This is a genomic window from Argonema antarcticum A004/B2 (assembly GCF_023333585.1).
Taxonomy (GTDB): domain Bacteria; phylum Cyanobacteriota; class Cyanobacteriia; order Cyanobacteriales; family Aerosakkonemataceae; genus Argonema; species Argonema antarcticum.
The window spans coordinates 1-16,657 of sequence record NZ_JAIQZN010000133.1; the positions used below are offsets into that span (position 1 = coordinate 1).

16 protein-coding genes and 2 pseudogenes are annotated in these 16,657 nt (G+C 44.7%); 6 read left to right on the plus strand and 12 right to left on the minus strand.

The genetic code is table 11. The annotated features are described in order from the left end of the window. Positions 1–154 precede the first annotated feature (154 nt). Both LAY57_RS32210 and LAY57_RS32215 read right to left on the minus strand, forming a co-directional pair. Positions 155–970 carry a DUF1361 domain-containing protein gene (locus LAY57_RS32210; protein ID WP_249071274.1) on the minus strand — a complete coding sequence of 272 codons (816 nt, stop codon included), beginning with the start codon at positions 968–970 and terminating at the stop codon, positions 155–157. A gap of 276 nt (positions 971–1,246) precedes the next feature. Further along, a complete protein-coding gene (locus LAY57_RS32215; protein ID WP_249071275.1) occupies positions 1,247–3,496 on the minus strand; it encodes a sensor histidine kinase in 2,250 nt (749 codons plus the stop codon). 457 nt (positions 3,497–3,953) lie between these two features. Between LAY57_RS32215 and LAY57_RS32220 the strand changes: the two are divergent. Beyond that, positions 3,954–4,343: pseudogene (locus tag LAY57_RS32220) on the plus strand (TldD/PmbA family protein); the annotation flags it as partial. Between the two features lie 90 nt (positions 4,344–4,433). On the opposite strand, the gene pirA reads toward LAY57_RS32220, so the two are convergent. Next, entirely contained in the window at positions 4,434–4,586 is a 153-nt protein-coding gene (gene pirA, locus LAY57_RS32225; protein ID WP_249071276.1) for an arginine synthesis PII-interacting regulator PirA, read from the minus strand. Between the two features lie 351 nt (positions 4,587–4,937). Here pirA and rbp point away from each other — a divergent pair, with 351 nt between their 5' ends. Continuing rightward, positions 4,938–5,252 carry an RNA-binding regulator gene (gene rbp / locus LAY57_RS32230; protein WP_249071277.1) on the plus strand — a complete coding sequence of 105 codons (315 nt, stop codon included), beginning with the start codon at positions 4,938–4,940 and terminating at the stop codon, positions 5,250–5,252. A gap of 143 nt (positions 5,253–5,395) precedes the next feature. Continuing rightward, the gene (locus LAY57_RS32235; protein ID WP_249071278.1) at positions 5,396–6,187 is read left to right on the plus strand and encodes an SAM hydrolase/SAM-dependent halogenase family protein; all 792 of its coding nucleotides are present in this window, start codon (positions 5,396–5,398) and stop codon (positions 6,185–6,187) included. Here LAY57_RS32235 and LAY57_RS32240 read toward each other — a convergent pair. Further along, a complete protein-coding gene (locus LAY57_RS32240) occupies positions 6,184–6,807 on the minus strand; it encodes a hypothetical protein (protein WP_249071279.1) in 624 nt (207 codons plus the stop codon). The genes LAY57_RS32235 and LAY57_RS32240 overlap by 4 nt on opposite strands. Before the next feature lie 73 nt (positions 6,808–6,880). On the opposite strand from LAY57_RS32240, the gene LAY57_RS32245 reads away from it, so the two are divergent. Next, positions 6,881–7,540 carry a DUF2301 domain-containing membrane protein gene (locus LAY57_RS32245; RefSeq protein WP_249071280.1) on the plus strand — a complete coding sequence of 220 codons (660 nt, stop codon included), beginning with the start codon at positions 6,881–6,883 and terminating at the stop codon, positions 7,538–7,540. 238 nt (positions 7,541–7,778) lie between these two features. Then, positions 7,779–8,921 (plus strand): DNA-processing protein DprA, encoded by a 1,143-nt coding sequence (gene dprA, locus LAY57_RS32250; protein WP_249071281.1) that lies wholly within the window; start codon positions 7,779–7,781, stop codon positions 8,919–8,921. On the opposite strand, the gene LAY57_RS32255 is transcribed toward dprA, so the two are convergent. From LAY57_RS32255 to LAY57_RS36365, 3 genes and pseudogenes are all read right to left on the minus strand, one after another. Beyond that, complete coding sequence (locus tag LAY57_RS32255; RefSeq protein WP_249071282.1) at positions 8,909–9,244, minus strand: helix-turn-helix domain-containing transcriptional regulator; 336 nt, start codon at positions 9,242–9,244, stop codon at positions 8,909–8,911. The genes dprA and LAY57_RS32255 overlap by 13 nt on opposite strands. Continuing rightward, positions 9,216–9,563 (minus strand): annotated as a pseudogene (locus tag LAY57_RS32260) (type II toxin-antitoxin system RelE/ParE family toxin). Before LAY57_RS32260 ends, LAY57_RS32255 begins: the two are co-directional and overlap by 29 nt. Before the next feature lie 365 nt (positions 9,564–9,928). Further along, positions 9,929–10,093: a 4-Cys prefix domain-containing protein gene (locus LAY57_RS36365; RefSeq protein ID WP_338022533.1), complete on the minus strand. Its 165-nt coding sequence runs from the start codon at positions 10,091–10,093 to the stop codon at positions 9,929–9,931. 480 nt (positions 10,094–10,573) lie between these two features. On the opposite strand from LAY57_RS36365, the gene LAY57_RS32270 reads away from it, so the two are divergent. Continuing rightward, positions 10,574–11,554, plus strand: coding sequence for a hypothetical protein (locus tag LAY57_RS32270; RefSeq protein ID WP_249071284.1), 981 nt, complete (start codon positions 10,574–10,576; stop codon positions 11,552–11,554). Positions 11,555–11,951: 397 nt separating this feature from the next. Here LAY57_RS32270 and LAY57_RS32275 read toward each other — a convergent pair whose 3' ends face one another. The 5 genes from LAY57_RS32275 to LAY57_RS32295 form a co-directional block, all read right to left on the minus strand. After that, positions 11,952–13,055, minus strand: a complete 1,104-nt coding sequence (locus LAY57_RS32275; protein WP_249071285.1) for a Gfo/Idh/MocA family protein — start codon at positions 13,053–13,055, stop codon at positions 11,952–11,954. Between the two features lie 21 nt (positions 13,056–13,076). Beyond that, entirely contained in the window at positions 13,077–13,538 is a 462-nt protein-coding gene (locus LAY57_RS32280; protein WP_249071286.1) for a DUF4870 domain-containing protein, read from the minus strand. Positions 13,539–13,637: 99 nt separating this feature from the next. Then, positions 13,638–14,606, minus strand: coding sequence for a glutathione synthase (gene gshB / locus LAY57_RS32285; RefSeq protein WP_249071287.1), 969 nt, complete (start codon positions 14,604–14,606; stop codon positions 13,638–13,640). 144 nt (positions 14,607–14,750) lie between these two features. Beyond that, positions 14,751–15,008, minus strand: coding sequence for a glutaredoxin 3 (gene grxC / locus LAY57_RS32290; protein WP_249071288.1), 258 nt, complete (start codon positions 15,006–15,008; stop codon positions 14,751–14,753). Positions 15,009–15,239: 231 nt separating this feature from the next. Next, a complete protein-coding gene (locus LAY57_RS32295; protein ID WP_249071289.1) occupies positions 15,240–16,046 on the minus strand; it encodes a PEP-CTERM sorting domain-containing protein in 807 nt (268 codons plus the stop codon). Positions 16,047–16,657: the final 611 nt, after the last annotated feature.

The following is a 16,657-nucleotide window of genomic DNA, read 5'->3' on the forward strand; positions in this document are numbered from 1 at the left end:
GTCAAAAGTCAAAAGTCAAAAGTCAAAAGTCAAAAGTCAAAAGTCAAAAGTCAAAAGTCAAAAGTCAAAAGTCAAGAAGGGATTGGGGGCGAGCGTTGAGGGAAGAGGGAAGATTTCAGATCGCAAAATTGAAATAAAATCTAAAATCTAAAATCTAAAATTCCCCTCTGCCTCTCTCCTCCTCTGATCTGAACATTATCCCTAAACTTACCTGCTTCATCAGCCAATACAAACCTGTAATTACCCCAAAAGTAATTATCATCACCAGGATAGGACGTTTTGCTGTTAGCTCGTCTACTACGCTACCAGCCACGTTATCGATTTCGGTAACGATATCCCAGCTGTTGAACCGCAGAAATCTTCCTAAATAAATGCCAATAGCACTCAGAACGTGGATCGCCAACTCTACCCAAAGGATGAATTTGCCCCAACCCTGTTCTTTTAAATAATTACCCAGGTTGATTAAAGACAGAACGTAAGCTTCAAACCCAACCAAGATAAACAATAAATACTGAGGAATGATAACCAGAGTAATCATCCACACAGAGTAGCTTTGGCGAATATCTTCAATTAAGTGAATAATATCCGTCAGAACATAGGGAGCATTAGGCAAAAACGCGATGAAAATGAGGAATCCAACCCACCAGAAAAAAGAGCGCGATCGCGGATTGCGTAATAACCAGATATCCAACGCGATCAAAACCAGAGTTATCCCCCAAACGAAATAATTAGTGCGATTATCTCGCATAAAGCGAATTACATATTCAAAAATAAATGGAGCTTTTGGCAAAAATGTAGCTAAAAGCAACAATCCAATCCACCAGTAAGAACGCAATCGAACTCGACAAAATAGCCACATACTTAATGCAAAAGGCAACAAAGCCAAAAACAGATTCCATGCCATCCAGTTACTATTTTTCAGTAAAAGTTGCCATGCTAAGGTTATCCAATACATCAAGTTACCTAACATAAATTGTCATCTCCAAGTAAAGACTGTTAAAGCCACCAGTATAGCTGCTATAGCTAGGGACTAGGGGCTTTCTTGCTAGGGACTAGGGAAGAAGTGTTGATAATCAAGGGTTTCAGGAATTCAGAATGTCTTAACCGCCTTGGCGGTTGCTATATCTAATAACTCAAGTTGCTAGTTAGGTACGTTGTTGCGCTTTAGCGCTAAAAGAGCGTTAAAGCGCAACAACGTACCTGGTGCAAAAGCCTTAATAATATAACTAGCAACTTACGTTAATAGCTAACGGCTTTGTCGCAACGGAATTTCAATCTCGAATTCTGTGCCTTTTCCAGGTTCGGATATACATTTTAACTGGCCTTTGTGATGCTGCACTATAATCTGATAGCTGATGGAAAGACCTAAACCTGTGCCTTTGCCAACAGGTTTTGTGGTAAAAAATGGATCGAAAATACGGGCTTGTACTGTCGGGGTCATTCCCGAACCAGTATCGGCAATTTTAATTAGCACCCGATTGGACTCTAACATCTGGGTATAGATGGTAATCGCCCCTGGTTGTGGGAGACATTCAATTGCATCAATAGCATTAGTCAGAAGGTTCATAAACACTTGATTTAGCTGACCGGGATAACACTCGACCAGCGGCAATTCGCCATACTTTTTGATCGCGCTAATACCAGTATGTCCGTGACAGCTTTTCAGTCGCTGTTGCAATAGCAACAACGTATTTTCAATCCCTTCATGGATATCAACCTGCTTCATCTGAGCCTCATCTAACCGGGAGAAGTTGCGTAAAGATAGGACGATCTTACGGATGCGGTCTGCTCCTGCTTCGATTGAGGATAAGATTTTGGGTAGGTCGGCTTTTACGAATTCGAGATCGATCGACTCTATGCGGTCTTTGATTTTGGCATTGGTATGCTGGCATTCCTCCTGGTAGAGACTTATCAAATCTAAGATACCTTCAGTATAGTTGCGGACATGGGTGAGGTTGCCGTAGATAAAATTGACGGGGTTGTTGATTTCATGGGCAATACCCGCAACTAAACTACCCAACGAGGACATTTTTTCCGATTGAATCAATTGCTGTTGGGCTTCTTGCAGAGTTTTGAGGGAATGGGCTAGTTCTTGATTCTTTTGTTGCAACTGCTCGGTTCTTTCCTGTACCTTAAGGTCAAGGTTGTGGGCAAGTTCGAGTAATTGGGCTTCTGATTGGATTAGTGCTTGTTCGACTCGCTTTTGTTTTGTGATGTCTTGAACTGTGCCGGTAATGCGAATTGGCATTCCAGTCGCATCTAGAATGATTTCTGCTTGTTCGCGGATGATACGCTCTTGACCATCCGATCGAATAATGCGGTAATTAATACTGTAGGATTTTTGCTGCTTCAAGGCTTCAGTGAGCGACTTTTTCACCCAGTCTCGATCTTCGTCATGGACCGATCGCAAAAAAGTTTCATAATTGGCTTCAAAGGCGTGAGGGGAAAACCCCAAAATGCGATAAAGTTCTTCAGACCAATACCATTGCTGTTCGATTAGGTCGAAATTCCAACTGCCTATATGGGCGATGCGCTGGGCGTCGGCTAGACTAGCTTGACTGGAGCGCAGTGACTCCTGGGCTTGTTGGCGTTCGGTTACAGTTGCAGCTAGAAGCAGGGCGGTGATGCCTACTACTGTGATAAAAGCTTGTAGAGATATAACGGCATCAATAGGGTTCTCGGTGTGGTGTTGAAATGGGCCACTTCCTTGTGCTGCCCCCCAGATGGCAATTCCGCAGAGAAACAGGTTAGCTAAAACGGTTCCCCGTTGTGCAAATCGAAAAGCGACCCAAACTACTAAGGGAAAGGGTAGGTACTCTAGTGGATAGTGGGCGATCGCACTCCGAGTTTGCGACGTAAATATGACCCAGCTGACTACGATCAGCAAAATCAACAAGATACCTGCATCCATGTATCGCTGGGGCTTTCGGCTCATCTGAGGCCAATAAATGCGTTTTGGCAATTTTCCCGTACACCAAGTCAAGAAAACTGGCATGACGACAAGGACTCCCATCCCATCTCCCAGCCACCAAGTCCACCAAGTTGTCCCAAAATTGCGCCAAGGTTGTATATTGTTCAGGCACAGCAGAGGGACGCCGAGTGTGGGGCCGATCGTGGTGGACAGCATGACTGAGAGCGTTACGAATCCGAGAACATCTTGAAGACGTTCTAAATTGGGGTTTACTTTGCAGCGCTTTAATAGTATGGAACCTGTGAGAGCTTGTATACTAGCGATCGCGCCCATAGCAAAAGCAACGATGGGCGGCGCTCCCGTTGATAGGGAAACAAAAAAGTCTCCTAGCGCCACTCCAGGCCAAAACTCCAGCCCTAATAATAAGAGTGCAGCTTGGCTAATCCCTGCCGGTGGATAGAGAGGTGTTACCTGTGGTACTATGCTCGGAATCAATAATGCCAGTTTTCCAGTACCGCCGTAGACGGCAGCCAGCATTGCGACTGTAACAAAGTACCGCCAAAACCGAATTGGCATTGGACTCATTAGTTTGAACTTACAAATATGAAGATGCACATCAGCAAAAAATAGAAATGCTTAGCGGCTAAGAAAGACTATGTGCCGATAAGCCAAATTATCTGCAAGTTCTAGACTAGAAGCTGTGATTTTAATCAAACTCCTTTCGCCTGCACTCTCAATATATTTAGTATTATTCTAAGTACTGCCAAGACCGCATTGGAATTGGGATCGTAGACTGGAGGAAGAAATTATTAAGCTAATTGCAAACCAGTTTCAAAAGGAAGAACTAAGGGCGTGAACAATTCAGTGCCAGAGCAGTTGCAGGCGACGATCGCACTCTATCGCGATCGCGTTGATAGCTAGGGACTAGGGGCTTTCTTGCTCTTGCGAGCGTTGAGGGAAGAGGGAAAAGCTTGACGAAGTAAGGGATTATGAACCAGAAGTAAGAGTTGGAGTTGCCCTAACCGACTTTCGTCGGTTGCTATATTTAATCAAAAACGGCATCCTCACCCAACGTCTGCATAACCGCGAAACTGCTGGCAAATTGGACGAAGCACCGACTGGCAATGCGCGTGCTATCAATGCCACCCATCCCCCGATTGTGCGGATGACCAACACTGCTATTGAAGCTGGAGAAAAATCTTTTGAAGAGATGATTGCCGATATTGAGGAGGGCGTCTATACGGTGCGGATGCTGGGCGGACAGACTAACGGCGAAATGTTCACATTTTCTGCTGCTGAAGGTTATATGATTCGCAACGGCAAAATTGCCGAACCTGTCAGCGATGTGACGCTTACGGGCAATGTTTTTCAGACGCTGAAGGATATTGATGCGATCGGCAATGACTCCGTGTATCTCAACGGCGGTTGTGGCATAAAAATTTTAGATTTCAGATTTCAAAACTTTACTTTTAAATCTGAAATCTGAAATCTGAAATCTAAAATCTGAAACTCCCACTACTCTTTACAGTTGTTGCATTTCCCGTTCCAGGAGCCGGATCAAATTCTCGTCACCCTTAGTTCTAGCCACTTCCAGACGATGCTCCAGCCTCTTTTGGAGATTGGCGCGGTGGATGTCAGCTGTTTTTTCTACTTCTTCGCGACGAATTCTGTTCATGGTGGACTCTTTTTGAAATTTACTTGTGCATCTTCTCTACTCTCATTATAGCGACTAACTGGAAAACTGTATCTAAATTTACAGAACTTTTACAACTTGGTTTGTGAATCACCATAATTTCCTTAAATTCCAAATCCCCATCAGAAGAGGACAGGCCCTAAATGTTACTTTTTGTAACATTGTGTTTGCCTCTTCCCCTCGTTTGACCAGGCTGTGCTACTTTAATTCAAGAGAGTAAAATTCGGTTGTAAAGCGTTTGTTTTTAGTATTAATAGGCATTTCCCTTTTGGTATTGACAGGCTTCTCTCCGAAATCTCAACCTCTACACCTCTTTGATTTTGGAGACAATCTATGTCTATATATGTAGGCAATCTTTCCTACGAAGTTACTCAAGATGACCTGAGTGGCGTTTTTAAAGAATACGGTACTGTAAAGCGGGTTCAGCTACCCACAGACCGCGAAACAGGTCGTTTGCGCGGCTTTGCTTTTGTGGAAATGAGTAGCGAGGATGAAGAAACGGCAGCCATTGAAGCCCTTGACGGTGCTGAATGGATGGGCCGTGACATGAAAGTTAACAAGGCCAAGCCCCGCGAAGATCGCGGCCCCTCTCGTGGTGCCGGTGGCGGTCGGGGCAACGGTAACAATAGCTTCTCTCGTCGCTACTAAGCTTTAAGGAACTTGGGCTTTTACCCAGTTAATGCTGGCCCGATCGCAAACCATTTGCCACTGTGTCAGATCGGTCTGACTCACTGAATTTAATCTAAAAAGGCTCAGGCAGAAATGCTTGAGCCTTTTCTATATCTTTAAAAATGCTTAATAATAGACTGCTAACTCTCCTAAGTGATTTTGGTTTGAGCGATATTTATGTGGGTGTGATGAAAGGCGTTATTGCCCAAATCAACCCAACCCTAACTGCGATCGATCTTACGCATGAGATTGGGCCACAGAATATTGCCGCCGCTAGGTTTTGTCTGATGAGTGCCTACCCTTATTTTCCTGATGGGACGGTGCATATTGCGGTTGTCGATCCGGGTGTGGGGAGTAAAAGACGAGGAGTTGCGATAAAATTTGATGGCGGTTTTTTAGTCGGGCCAGATAACGGCTTGTTTAGCGGTGTTCTCCGTGAGAGTCCGCCTGTCGCAGCTGTCGAACTTACCAACTCCGAATATTGGCGCACACCAACACCGAGTACAACTTTTCACGGTCGAGATATTTTTGCGGCAGTGGGGGCACATCTTGCTAGCGGTGTTCCTCTAGAACAACTCGGACGTGCAATTGATCCAGAAACATTGGTGCAACTACCTATACTTGAATGTAAGCAAACAGATGCAGGTTTTATAGGTTACATTCAGTATGTCGATCGCTTCGGCAACTTAATTACAAATATACCAGGTAATCTGGTTGAAGGTAAAACTTGGTCTGTCGAGGCAGATGGGTTCACCATACTTGGTAATAAAACTTACAGTGACAGCCCAGCTGGGAGCTTTGTAGCTTTAGTTGGCAGTCATGGCTGGGTGGAAATTGCGGTTAATAATGGTAACGCAAAGTTGGGGTTACATAAGGATTTGGGAGATTCAGTGCAAATTTTATTACATTCTTAGAGCGAGCTATCGAGTGGTCCGGCGCAGGCATCTTTATTATCAAAATTAGCAGGCCGATCTGTCCATCCTGTTTGCCCTTGACGATTTTTAATTTGCACCCACCAGATACTTCTCGTCTGCGGAATTCTCCGGCCATATCTCGCAGGAACTGATTGAGTTTGTTCCATTACATCTATGGCATTAATAGTGATTGTCTTACCTTTGAACCAAGCTTTATAAGACCCTTCTCCCTGAGAAGTTAACAGGTAAATTATATCACCAGGGCGAGCTTGAATAGCTCTGGAGGTATTGGTGCCTTGAGATCCGGTATAATCTTGAATAGTTATTGGTCTGCTGATTCTGATTTCACCTGCTTGGGTAGTAATTACGACTCCGGTAACGCCTTGAACGCGATCGCGTGGGGCAGCTGTAAAAAGCACTGGTGAGTTATTATTCCGGTTTCGATGAATTGGTGTACTTTTATTGACGATCCATTCGCGGTAGATACAGCATTCAAAGGGACAGACTCCCACATCTTCATAAGGAAGGGGAGGGCGAGTTTGGGCATCGGCAGTGAAGGGAATCAGCATAGCAATTAGCAGTGCTAGTAGCCATGATGATTTAACTAGGCGTCGAATCATAGTTATTTACATCCATCCATTTAATCATTGTTAAGAGAGCCAAGATATCTACAGCAAGCAAGGGGAGAAAACTATGACTCAACTACAGGAATCAGAACAAAGAGTTTACCAAGGTCAGTTTGGAGATTTTACGATTACGAAGGACGATCGCACTGGCGTCATCATTTACCGTGCTGGCTTAATGGTAGCAGCTCTCAGCTTTGCGCTGGCTAGCTGGCTGGTGCTATGGCTGGGCAATACCCCAACGGTTCTGAACGCGCTGACACCTCTGTATGTGTGTTTCTGTTTGGGGTTGGGCGTCAGTTTACTCACCATCCACATATATCTAGGACTGCTACACCGAGTATTGCAAATATTTTGGGCGATCGGTGTTGCGGCGTCTGTTGTGCTGGCTGTGCAAGCTGGCGAACCTCTGGCGCTAACTGTTTACAACCACCCAGTAACTATTTTGGGGATTGGTTTTATCTTTGCGGCGTTAACAGGGATTTATTTTAAAGAGGCTTTTTGCTTCAACCGATTGGAAACAAAGGTGCTGATGCCGCTGGTTCCTTTGCTGCTGCTGGGACATTTGTCTGGCTTTTTGCCAGTGCAAACAGAACGAGTTTTACTGGGAGTCTGGGCGATCTTTTTCCTAGTGTTTGCGCTGCGTAAGGTAGTGCAAGAAATTCCACCGGATATTGGCGATAAGTCAGTTTTTGTTTATCTTAAGGAACAGCGATCTGTCCGCGCTTAACTTAAATATTACACCAGCACCGCAACGAGGCAGAGCCTCCCGATCAAAATAATATCAAATCCTCACACATTGGTTACCTAAAAAATTCATGCCCTCATTCTTATCTGTGTTAATCTGTGTTCATCTATCTTCATCTGTGGTAAAAATATAACCACCGATGACAACAGAAAATTTGACGATCTCACTCATGTACTAACAATCCAACCGGAAACGAAATAATCTCTTTTTTTGCCTTTTCATGCTAGAAGAACGCACATTTTGGCTAGTTTGGTCGCAAATTTCTGGAGTTGGCCCGATTTTGCTGAAGCGACTGCAACAGCATTTTGGCACTCTGGCGGCGGCTTGGGAAGCTACTCCAGCTAAACTCAGACAAGTGGAGGGTTTTGGGGCGAAGACAGTTGAGGCGGTGGTGGGAAAGCGATCGCAAATCGACCCCGAAAAATTCCTTCAGCAGCACCTACAGAAAAACCCTGATTTTTGGACACCAGCTGATGCGGAATATCCCCGCTTGATGCTGGAAACTCCCAATCCGCCAGCAGTGATGTACTACCGAGGCAAAGTTCAACCCCAGGAAAATCAAGGTATAACGCCAACGGTGGGAATTGTCGGTACTCGTAACCCTTCAGAATACGGTATTCGTTGGACTCGCAGAATCAGCGCTGCTTTAGCCAAACAGGGATTTACGATCGTTTCCGGTATGGCAGATGGAATTGATACCGAAGCGCATCGCGCCTGTCTGGAGGTGGGTGGACGAACGCTGGCGGTTTTTGGTACTGGTGTGGATGTCGTTTATCCGTCGCACAATCGCAATTTATACGAACAGATTTTAAGTAATGGGTTGGTGCTGAGTGAGTATTCAGCTGGTACACCGCCCGATCGCACTCGCTTCCCTGCCCGTAATCGTATTATTGCAGGTTTAAGTCGCGCAGTGTTAGTCATGGAAGCACCAAAAAAATCAGGGGCGTTAATTACCGCCCAGGTTGCTAATGATTTTGGTCGAAATGTATATGCGCTCAGTGCGCGTAATGATGATTATAATTTTCATGGGTGTTTAAATTTGCTCGTCCAAGGTGCAAAACCAATTCCTATAGAATTAGATGAATTACTAAAAATGTTAGGCGCAACGCCAATTAAAGAAACGGAAAATTTAGGTTCTCTGCCTTTATTTGCCCAGGATTTGCCGTCAAATCAGCCGCCTTTACCAGATTTAGAACCAGAATTAAAACAGGTTTTTCTGGTAGTTTCTTCGGAAGCGATGCCCTTTGATTTAATAATACAAAAAGCTGGGTTAGCAGCAGGTTCTGTTTCTAGTGCGCTATTGCAGTTAGAATTAATGGGTTTGGTAACTCAGTTACCGGGAATGAGATATCAAAGATGTTGATTGTCGATATTATCTTTGATTTTTACTTCAATCCAAAATCCTAGTTCATCGAGTAGAGATACCAAGGTGTAAATTTCCTTACCACCGTTTTCTAATAAAATTTTATCGAGTTGCTGATGATAAAGTTTAGCTTTATCCGAGAGATTATTCATCTTAAAACGCGCATCGATCGCATCTTGGAGTACCGCCCGAAGTAGTTTAGGCTCAGGATCTTCTGGTTCCAAAGCTACACTGAGATAGCCAGCAGCCTCTTCGGGGTCTTTAAGCGATTCAATTAGTGCATCCAGCCAGCTATCACTCGTCGGCATTTTCACTTCTTTCATGGTAGTTTCTCCAGTATTCTTTAGCTGTGTCAATATCTCGATCTTGAGTGCTTTTATCCCCACCACAGAGGAGAATTACAATTGTTGAACCTATTTGTCCAAAGTAAACGCGGTAACCTGGGCCCTAATTAATCTTGAGTTCGCAAACTCCTTCTCCAACAGACCGATAATCTCCCAAATTGCCAACACTAACTCGTCTAATCCTCTTGTTGATATTAACTCTCGTTTTCCGATCGCGAAAGGAATCAATCCACTCGCTGAAAGGAACTCTGCCATCTGGTTTAATGTAACGCCGAATCTCCCTTGGTTGTGCTTCCATGCGTTTTATCGAATAATTTGTTTGGGAGGGATTACCACTTGAAATCCCAGTGCATCCAGTAGCGCTACTAAAGTGTAAAATTCATAAACTCTTCCTTTTGTAATCATAGTGTAGTTTAGCTGACTCCGAAAACTTATTCATTTGGACTTTGAGCGGGATTCAAAACTGGAAGAGCGCCCCATTTACTCAAAGCGAAATAGGTCAATGCCCCACCCAACGAACCCAATAATAGAGCTAAGCTGCTACGCATTTAATTTGTATGTTTAGCGGGAGTGGGAGAGTGGGGGAGTGGGGGAGTGGGAGAGGAATTGAAGGTTTGATTGCCGGATTAGAAATATCCGAATTAGATGCGTGTTAGCTTATTCCTATGCAAGATAAGTTCGGCCAAATTCCCCCTGATCCGACAGCAGTTGGACTGGGCGATAATGACCTCGCAGCAGTGACACCAATGGCGTCCTACAACTCTGGCAAAACTTGTGGGTATAAGGGTTTTGGGGATTCTGACGATCGGCATTGAGACAACAAATCATACTTTTGACAGAGGCATTTGATTCAGTTCATAGTAATCCTTCTTAAAGACAGTCGCATTAAAACTGAGTATCGCCAGTCAGCACCCCGCACTGAAGTGACGGGGCATCATGCCTCCCCCTTCAGTTAGCTGACCAGCCTTAGTCGTCTGACTACGTTATCGGCAAGTGTTTAAGTTCCTACCTGGAAGTGCGTAGCCAGCTTCCTGCTCTAGAACCAGATGGTTAAACAGTTTTACGAGGAGTAAGACAGTGCTGTCTGGATAGTACCGACCGATAACATTGGCGTTAGCGAAGCGGAACGCGCTAGCGTTCGGCTAACTTTACTGGAATAGCAAGGCGTTCCCGGCATACAGGGAAATTGGACAAGCACTATTCCTCTGCTTGTCCACCCCCAAAAGGGGACGGCATTTTTAAATGCCGCGTCGCATTTCCAAGAGCCACTTAAAAGATGGTGGTTTCCATGCTCCCGCGAGGTTTTAGATGAGTTCCAAATTAATCAGGCAAGCAAGACATCTACTATTCAGCGGACTGATGGTTAGCGTCGGACTGTGGGCAATGCCAGCGCAAGCACAAGTCTCTGATGCTAAGGTAAACGCAATGCTGGAAGCACTGCGGCAAGCTGCACCACCCAACAAACCAAATGATGGTATGTTCAGTCAATGGCAGGTTTTACCCGGCATCATCCCCAGCTGGACTAAACAATGTGTCGGACGGGAACTCACACCCGCTCAATTTGAGTCTGACGCTACCGCCGCACGCAATACTGTGGCGTGTATCGTTCGACGCGAGTTAGACAAGCAGTATCAAGCTACTAGAAACAATGAAACTGCATCTGCACGGAACGTTGCCTGTTGGTGGATGACTGGTACCACAGCTTGTAATAGCCGTGCAACGGCTACTTATGTGCAAAGAGTTGTAGGTTTCTATCAGCAACAGGCGGGAAGGAGTAATCCTCCGGCGCAGCGTTCATCTTCTCCCCAGCGCCAATCCTCAACCCAACCATCCCAGCAATCAACAGCACAATCATCTTCGTCAATTGCCTTGGTTTCGGATAATCAAGTTGCTGCTATGGTGGAAGCGTTGCGGCAAGCTGCACCACCCAATCGACCAAATGATGGTATGTTCAGTCAATGGCAAGTTTTACCAAACATTATTCCCAGTTGGTCTAAACAATGTATCGGACAGGAACTGACACCCGCACAATTTGAGGCTGATGCGACAGCAGCACGAACGGTTGTGTCGTGTATCATGCAACGGGAGTTAAACAGGCAGTATAGCGCCAATAATAATAACGAGACGGCAGCTGTACGCGGCACAGCCTGTTGGTGGATGACTGGCAATGCTACAGGTTGCAGCAGTGGCGCAACTGCTTCCTATGTGGAAAAAGTTGTCGGTTTTTATCAGCAACAAGCACAAGGTAGTCGTTCTTCCCAACCGCAATCATCTATAGCTAGGGACTAGGGGCTAGGGGCTAGGGGAAGAAAGGACTAAGCTGCTACGCATCTAATTTCACAGTCAGTTTTTCTCTTGCTTCTTGTGGGATGGGCAGGAAAGCTTGTCTTTGTATTCGATTTAGATGCGTAATAGCTTACTCACTCGCCCCCCTAACCCCCCAAATCTGGGGGATAAGACTTCTTCTCCCCCAAATTTGGGGGCTGGGGGCGTAAATGCGTGATATCATGTCCGGTTGCATCGGTAGCGTAAGCGTGATGCGAGAAATTGTCTGTTGTCATCGAGGGTTAAATTTTTACCACAGATGAAGACAGATGAACACAGATGAACACGGATAAGAGAGTTATTTTTTTTAGACAACCGATGCCACCGGACATGATATAAGTCCTGGTTTCATCAAACGTCTCTACAGAAAATCTTCTAAATCGGGCACTTCTACCCATTTACTAAATTCGTTGGATTGATGGGCTAAATCCATCAATAACTGAGAGTAAACACCTTCTCGCAATGAGGGTGTCATTGCTTCACCAACATCAATCCCTTGCACCCATTGGTCAACAACTCTAATAAAAGGTGCAATTCTTCCATCTGTGTAATTTTGAGGAAAATTTAGCCGATTGGGAATTTCTATTTCTGTTAAGTTTTTTCCTGCTGGTGCAGCCCAAAGGCGAAAACCATGCACGTAATCTTTTTGAGTATCGTTGCCTAAGATTAGTGTACCGCGATCGCCATACACTTCCACCCAATGTCCCCGTCCCTGATATGTCACGGAACTAATGCAAATCTGACAGGGCGTTCCATCTGCCAACTCTAGCACGATCGTGCAGGTATCGTCGGCATCAACTGGCTTCATTTCACCAGTAGTAGGATCGAGTCTGGTCGGAATTGATGTACTCAGTTGGGCGCACAACCGCCGTACAGGGCCAAATAACCAACTGATGTAATCGAAGATGTGGGAACCTATTGCCCCTAGTGCGCCACCGCCTTGGTCTTTTCGAGCATACCAGTTCCAAGGGCGTGTGGCATCGGCACGACTCGACATTAAGCAATCTATTTTAATCAGGCGCTTTTGTCCGACATATTCTGCTGATAACATTTCTGCCAACATTTGCCATGAGGGGACGAAGCGAAATTCAAAGTCCATTAGTGCGATCGCATTTTTTTTACCAGCTAAATGATATAATTCTCTTGCCTCACTCGCCACTAAAGTTGTCGGTTTTTCTAATAACAAATGCTTGCTAGCCTGCAAAACTGTCTTGGCCATTTCATAATGGGTAAATGGCGGCGTCGAAATGCTGACTCCTTGCACTTCTGGGATAGCAACAATATCTTCTATCTTGTTGCAAGCATGGGGAATATTGTTGGCAGAAGCAATATCTTTTGCCTTATCCAAATCCCGATGATAAACTGCCACAATCTCTGTTCGAGGATGAGCTTGCAATCCTGGAATGTGGACTTTTTGACCAAATCCAGTTCCCACAACTGCGATGCCAATTTTAGACTGTTCCATCTTTGAGTTAGACTGCATAATTTACTTTAAAAATCTAATCGTGAAAGGATAACGATATATTTCACCTCTATAGGCTTTAATCGCAGCAAAAATAACTACAAATAACTGAAATATAAGCGATAATAAACCGATCGATACTATTCCAATTGCCAGAGTTCCCATCATGGAGTTTAATACATTACTGTTGGAACTTAGAATACCACAGGTTACGAAAGCCAGAAAAATAAAGATAATTACACCTATCACAGAATACACAAGCATTGATATTTGAAAGTTTAATGATTCTTTTCCTTGGACATCAATAAAAGCATCTGTATTTTTCTTGGTCTGCCAAATTATGAAAGGTGCTAAAATATTGAGACATGGAATGGGTACAGGAATACCTAACAATCGTAAAAGTATTACTGGTATCCACACCACAATGGAAGATAGGTGACACCACATCCCCCAGGTTCGCGCTTCTTTGTTAATATCTCCGTTCATAAGCTTGTTTTTTGAGATTTAATTTTTTATTTGAGATGTTGGGGTATGTTATTGCGCTTTAGCGCTAAAGCGCAACAACGTACAAAATAACCAGTTCCATTATTTCTTAGCTTGTTTCTCCACCCATTCAATTACTTGATAAGCTAATCGAGAACCAGATAACCGATCGATTTCCCGGATGCCTGTCGGACTGGTGACGTTGACTTCGGTGAGGTAGCCGCCAATAACGTCGATGCCTACGAAAATTAAGCCATCTCGTCGCAAAGTTGGTGCTAGTTGGGAGGAGATTTCGCGATCGCGATCGGTAATTTCCGTTTCTGCTACTCTACCACCAACTGCCATATTGCCGCGAAACTCCTTGCCAGTGGGAATTCGGTTCACTGCACCGATCGGTTCCCCATTTAGGAGGATAATACGTTTGTCTCCGTCTTTGGCTGCTGGCAAGTAGGTTTGTACCATGACGGGAATGAGACCTTGCAGGGTACTGAGTTCCACAATGGAGTTAATATTGCGATCGCTTGGTTCCAAAAATAATATCCCTTCCCCCGCCTTACCCCCCAAAGGCTTGAGAATTGCCGCCCCTTTTTCTTCTGTAAATTGCCGGATTACCTGTTTTTCGGCGCTAACAATAGTTTCTGGTATTGCCCCGGTAAACTGCAAAGCATACATTTTTTCATTGGCTGCACGCAATCCGTTGGGAGAATTGATGACCAGAGTCTTTACTGGGTCTATATAATCGAGAATGTAAGTGGCATAGAGATAAGCAATATTTACCGGCGGATCGGTTCGCATGAACACAGCGTCCATTGCTTCTAGGGGTTGCAGAGTGCGTTCCCCCAGTTCATACCAAGGCTGCTGCACCACCCATCGTCCCTCGACCAGCTGCACAGGCGTGAGATGCACCCGTTCTAAGGTAGCCCAAGCTTTGCTATCTAATACGCTCAGATGACTGGCCTCAGTTACCCAAACATCATGACCCATCTGTTGTGCAGCTTCCATAAGTGCCACGCTGGTATCGTGACCAGGATCTAGCCTGTGGATGGGGTCAATGATAAATGCCAATTTCATGGTGTTGTTAGTTGTCAGTTGTCAGTTGTTAGTTGTTAGTTGTCAGTTGTCAGTTGTCAATTGTTAGTTGTCAGTTGTCAGTTGTCAGTTGTCAATTGTCAGTTGTCAAAGGTATTTTTATAAAAAATGACCAATGACTAATAACTATTGCAGAAGTTCGTCGAGTTTGCCTGCTGCATCCAGTTCGTGGATATCGTCGCAGCCACCGATATGGCGATCGTTGATAAAAATCTGAGGTACAGAAGTGCGACCGTTGGCGCGTTTAGCCATTTTTGCCTTTGCTTCCCAATCCCCATCAATGCTGTATTCGGTAAACTCCACCCCCTTTTGCTTTAGCAAAGCCTTGGCGCGGATGCAGAAGGGACAAGTTCTCCAGGTATAGATTTCTACGTTAGCGGCCATAACATCCTCTAATGTTAAGGAATATCACTTTATCTTAGTCTAGTCAAAACTCAATCCTAAAAACAAAAAGCTTCTCACCATACTTAGATGTGAGAAGCTTTCTTTAGAATACCTATCTTCTAGGAGCGATCGAGCAGTAGCTCAACTAGCTGTTGATTCTACTGTTTGTTTTCCTTGCGTCTTTTGCCCAGACCCAGAGCTGCAAGAGCATTGCCCCATTTCAACCAAAAACTAAACGCTTTGGCTAACCTTGCGACGGCGCGATGCTGCCAGTGAGGCTCCCACTAAGCCGATACCTGCCAAAGAAGCTGGTTCGGGGATTTTTGTTGGGCCACCGCCGGTATTGCCGCCACCGCCTGTAACGCCGCCAGCTAGCACTTTGTCACTGGTAGAAGAGCCAGAGTAATTAACACCGCCTACCTGTTGGAAGCGACCGACTGCTCTTAGCGAACCATTGCTCAATCCAGTTTGGAATGCAGTTTCAACACCAGAAGCAGTGAGGTTTGTGCCTTTGAGTGTAAAGCTGACAGAAGTAGAATTACCTGCGGTCAGACCTTGCTGGGGATTTCCACCTGTAAAGTTCCCCGAACCAGCAGAGCGAATACCAACGTCAAATGTACCAAAGGGGGATAAACTAGCATCACCCTCAACGGACTGGTTAGTTAAACTTGAGTCGCCGTAAAGCTTTGCAAAAGTGCTGCTTCCTGCATTGTAGGTGTATGAGCTGATGATACTTGCCAAATCAAACCCTACACCAACCAGCGTTGACGCGGTTGCTCCAGATGTCGGCACAGATGGTGTAACAGTGCCAGTCGTGTTCTTAATACCAAGATTGAGTAGAACGTCGCTACCCACCTGAGAAAAAGTAAAGTCCAACTTAGCTGTGGAACCAGTTGCAGGAGAATTGCTAGAGCCGTACTGAGGGTCTATAAACAAGCTGAAGGCTTGCGCTGAGGTGGCGGTTAAGGCTGAAGCAGCAATAGCAACACCAGCAGCGAGTAAGGAGGAGCCGAGTAAAGTTGAAAGTGTGTTTTTCATATCAGTAAAATCTCCAGATTTTGAATAGCGATCGACTGGGAACACTTTTAGGATGTAACGAAATTGCTTTTTACATCCTGTGACTTCTCACAACAGACCAGTGTTTGTAATCACAGGGGGGATAACCCCTCGACGAACTGCTTGTCACTTACGCTTTAAGCTGTTTGTTCGCAAACTCAGTTCTGACTGAACCCTTGTAAGTTTCACTCTATACAACCGCTTAAGGCTCTGTCTAGTAAAAGACTCCAGCTTCTTCATATCTTCATATAATCTGTAGGGTTCTTAAAGCTTCTGTGTGCGATCGCTCTTTTTTTCACAGATCCTTAAACGCGATCGGGCCTAACTAAGGCTCTAAGTAAAACCGGAATAAAAGTATAGTTTAGTACTATACAATATGTAATAATACTGTTTACAATTAGAAAAAATAATGTTAATTGCTGCTTAAACGCTACTTTTTCACTGTTATCCTAAAATTCTCTACGTATTAATACGTGGATTACCAATCAAAAAATCGTAATCATATCATGTCCGGTGGCATCGGTAGCGTAAGCGTGATGCGAGAAATTGTCTGTTGTCATCGAGGGTTAAATTTTTACCACAGATGAAGACAG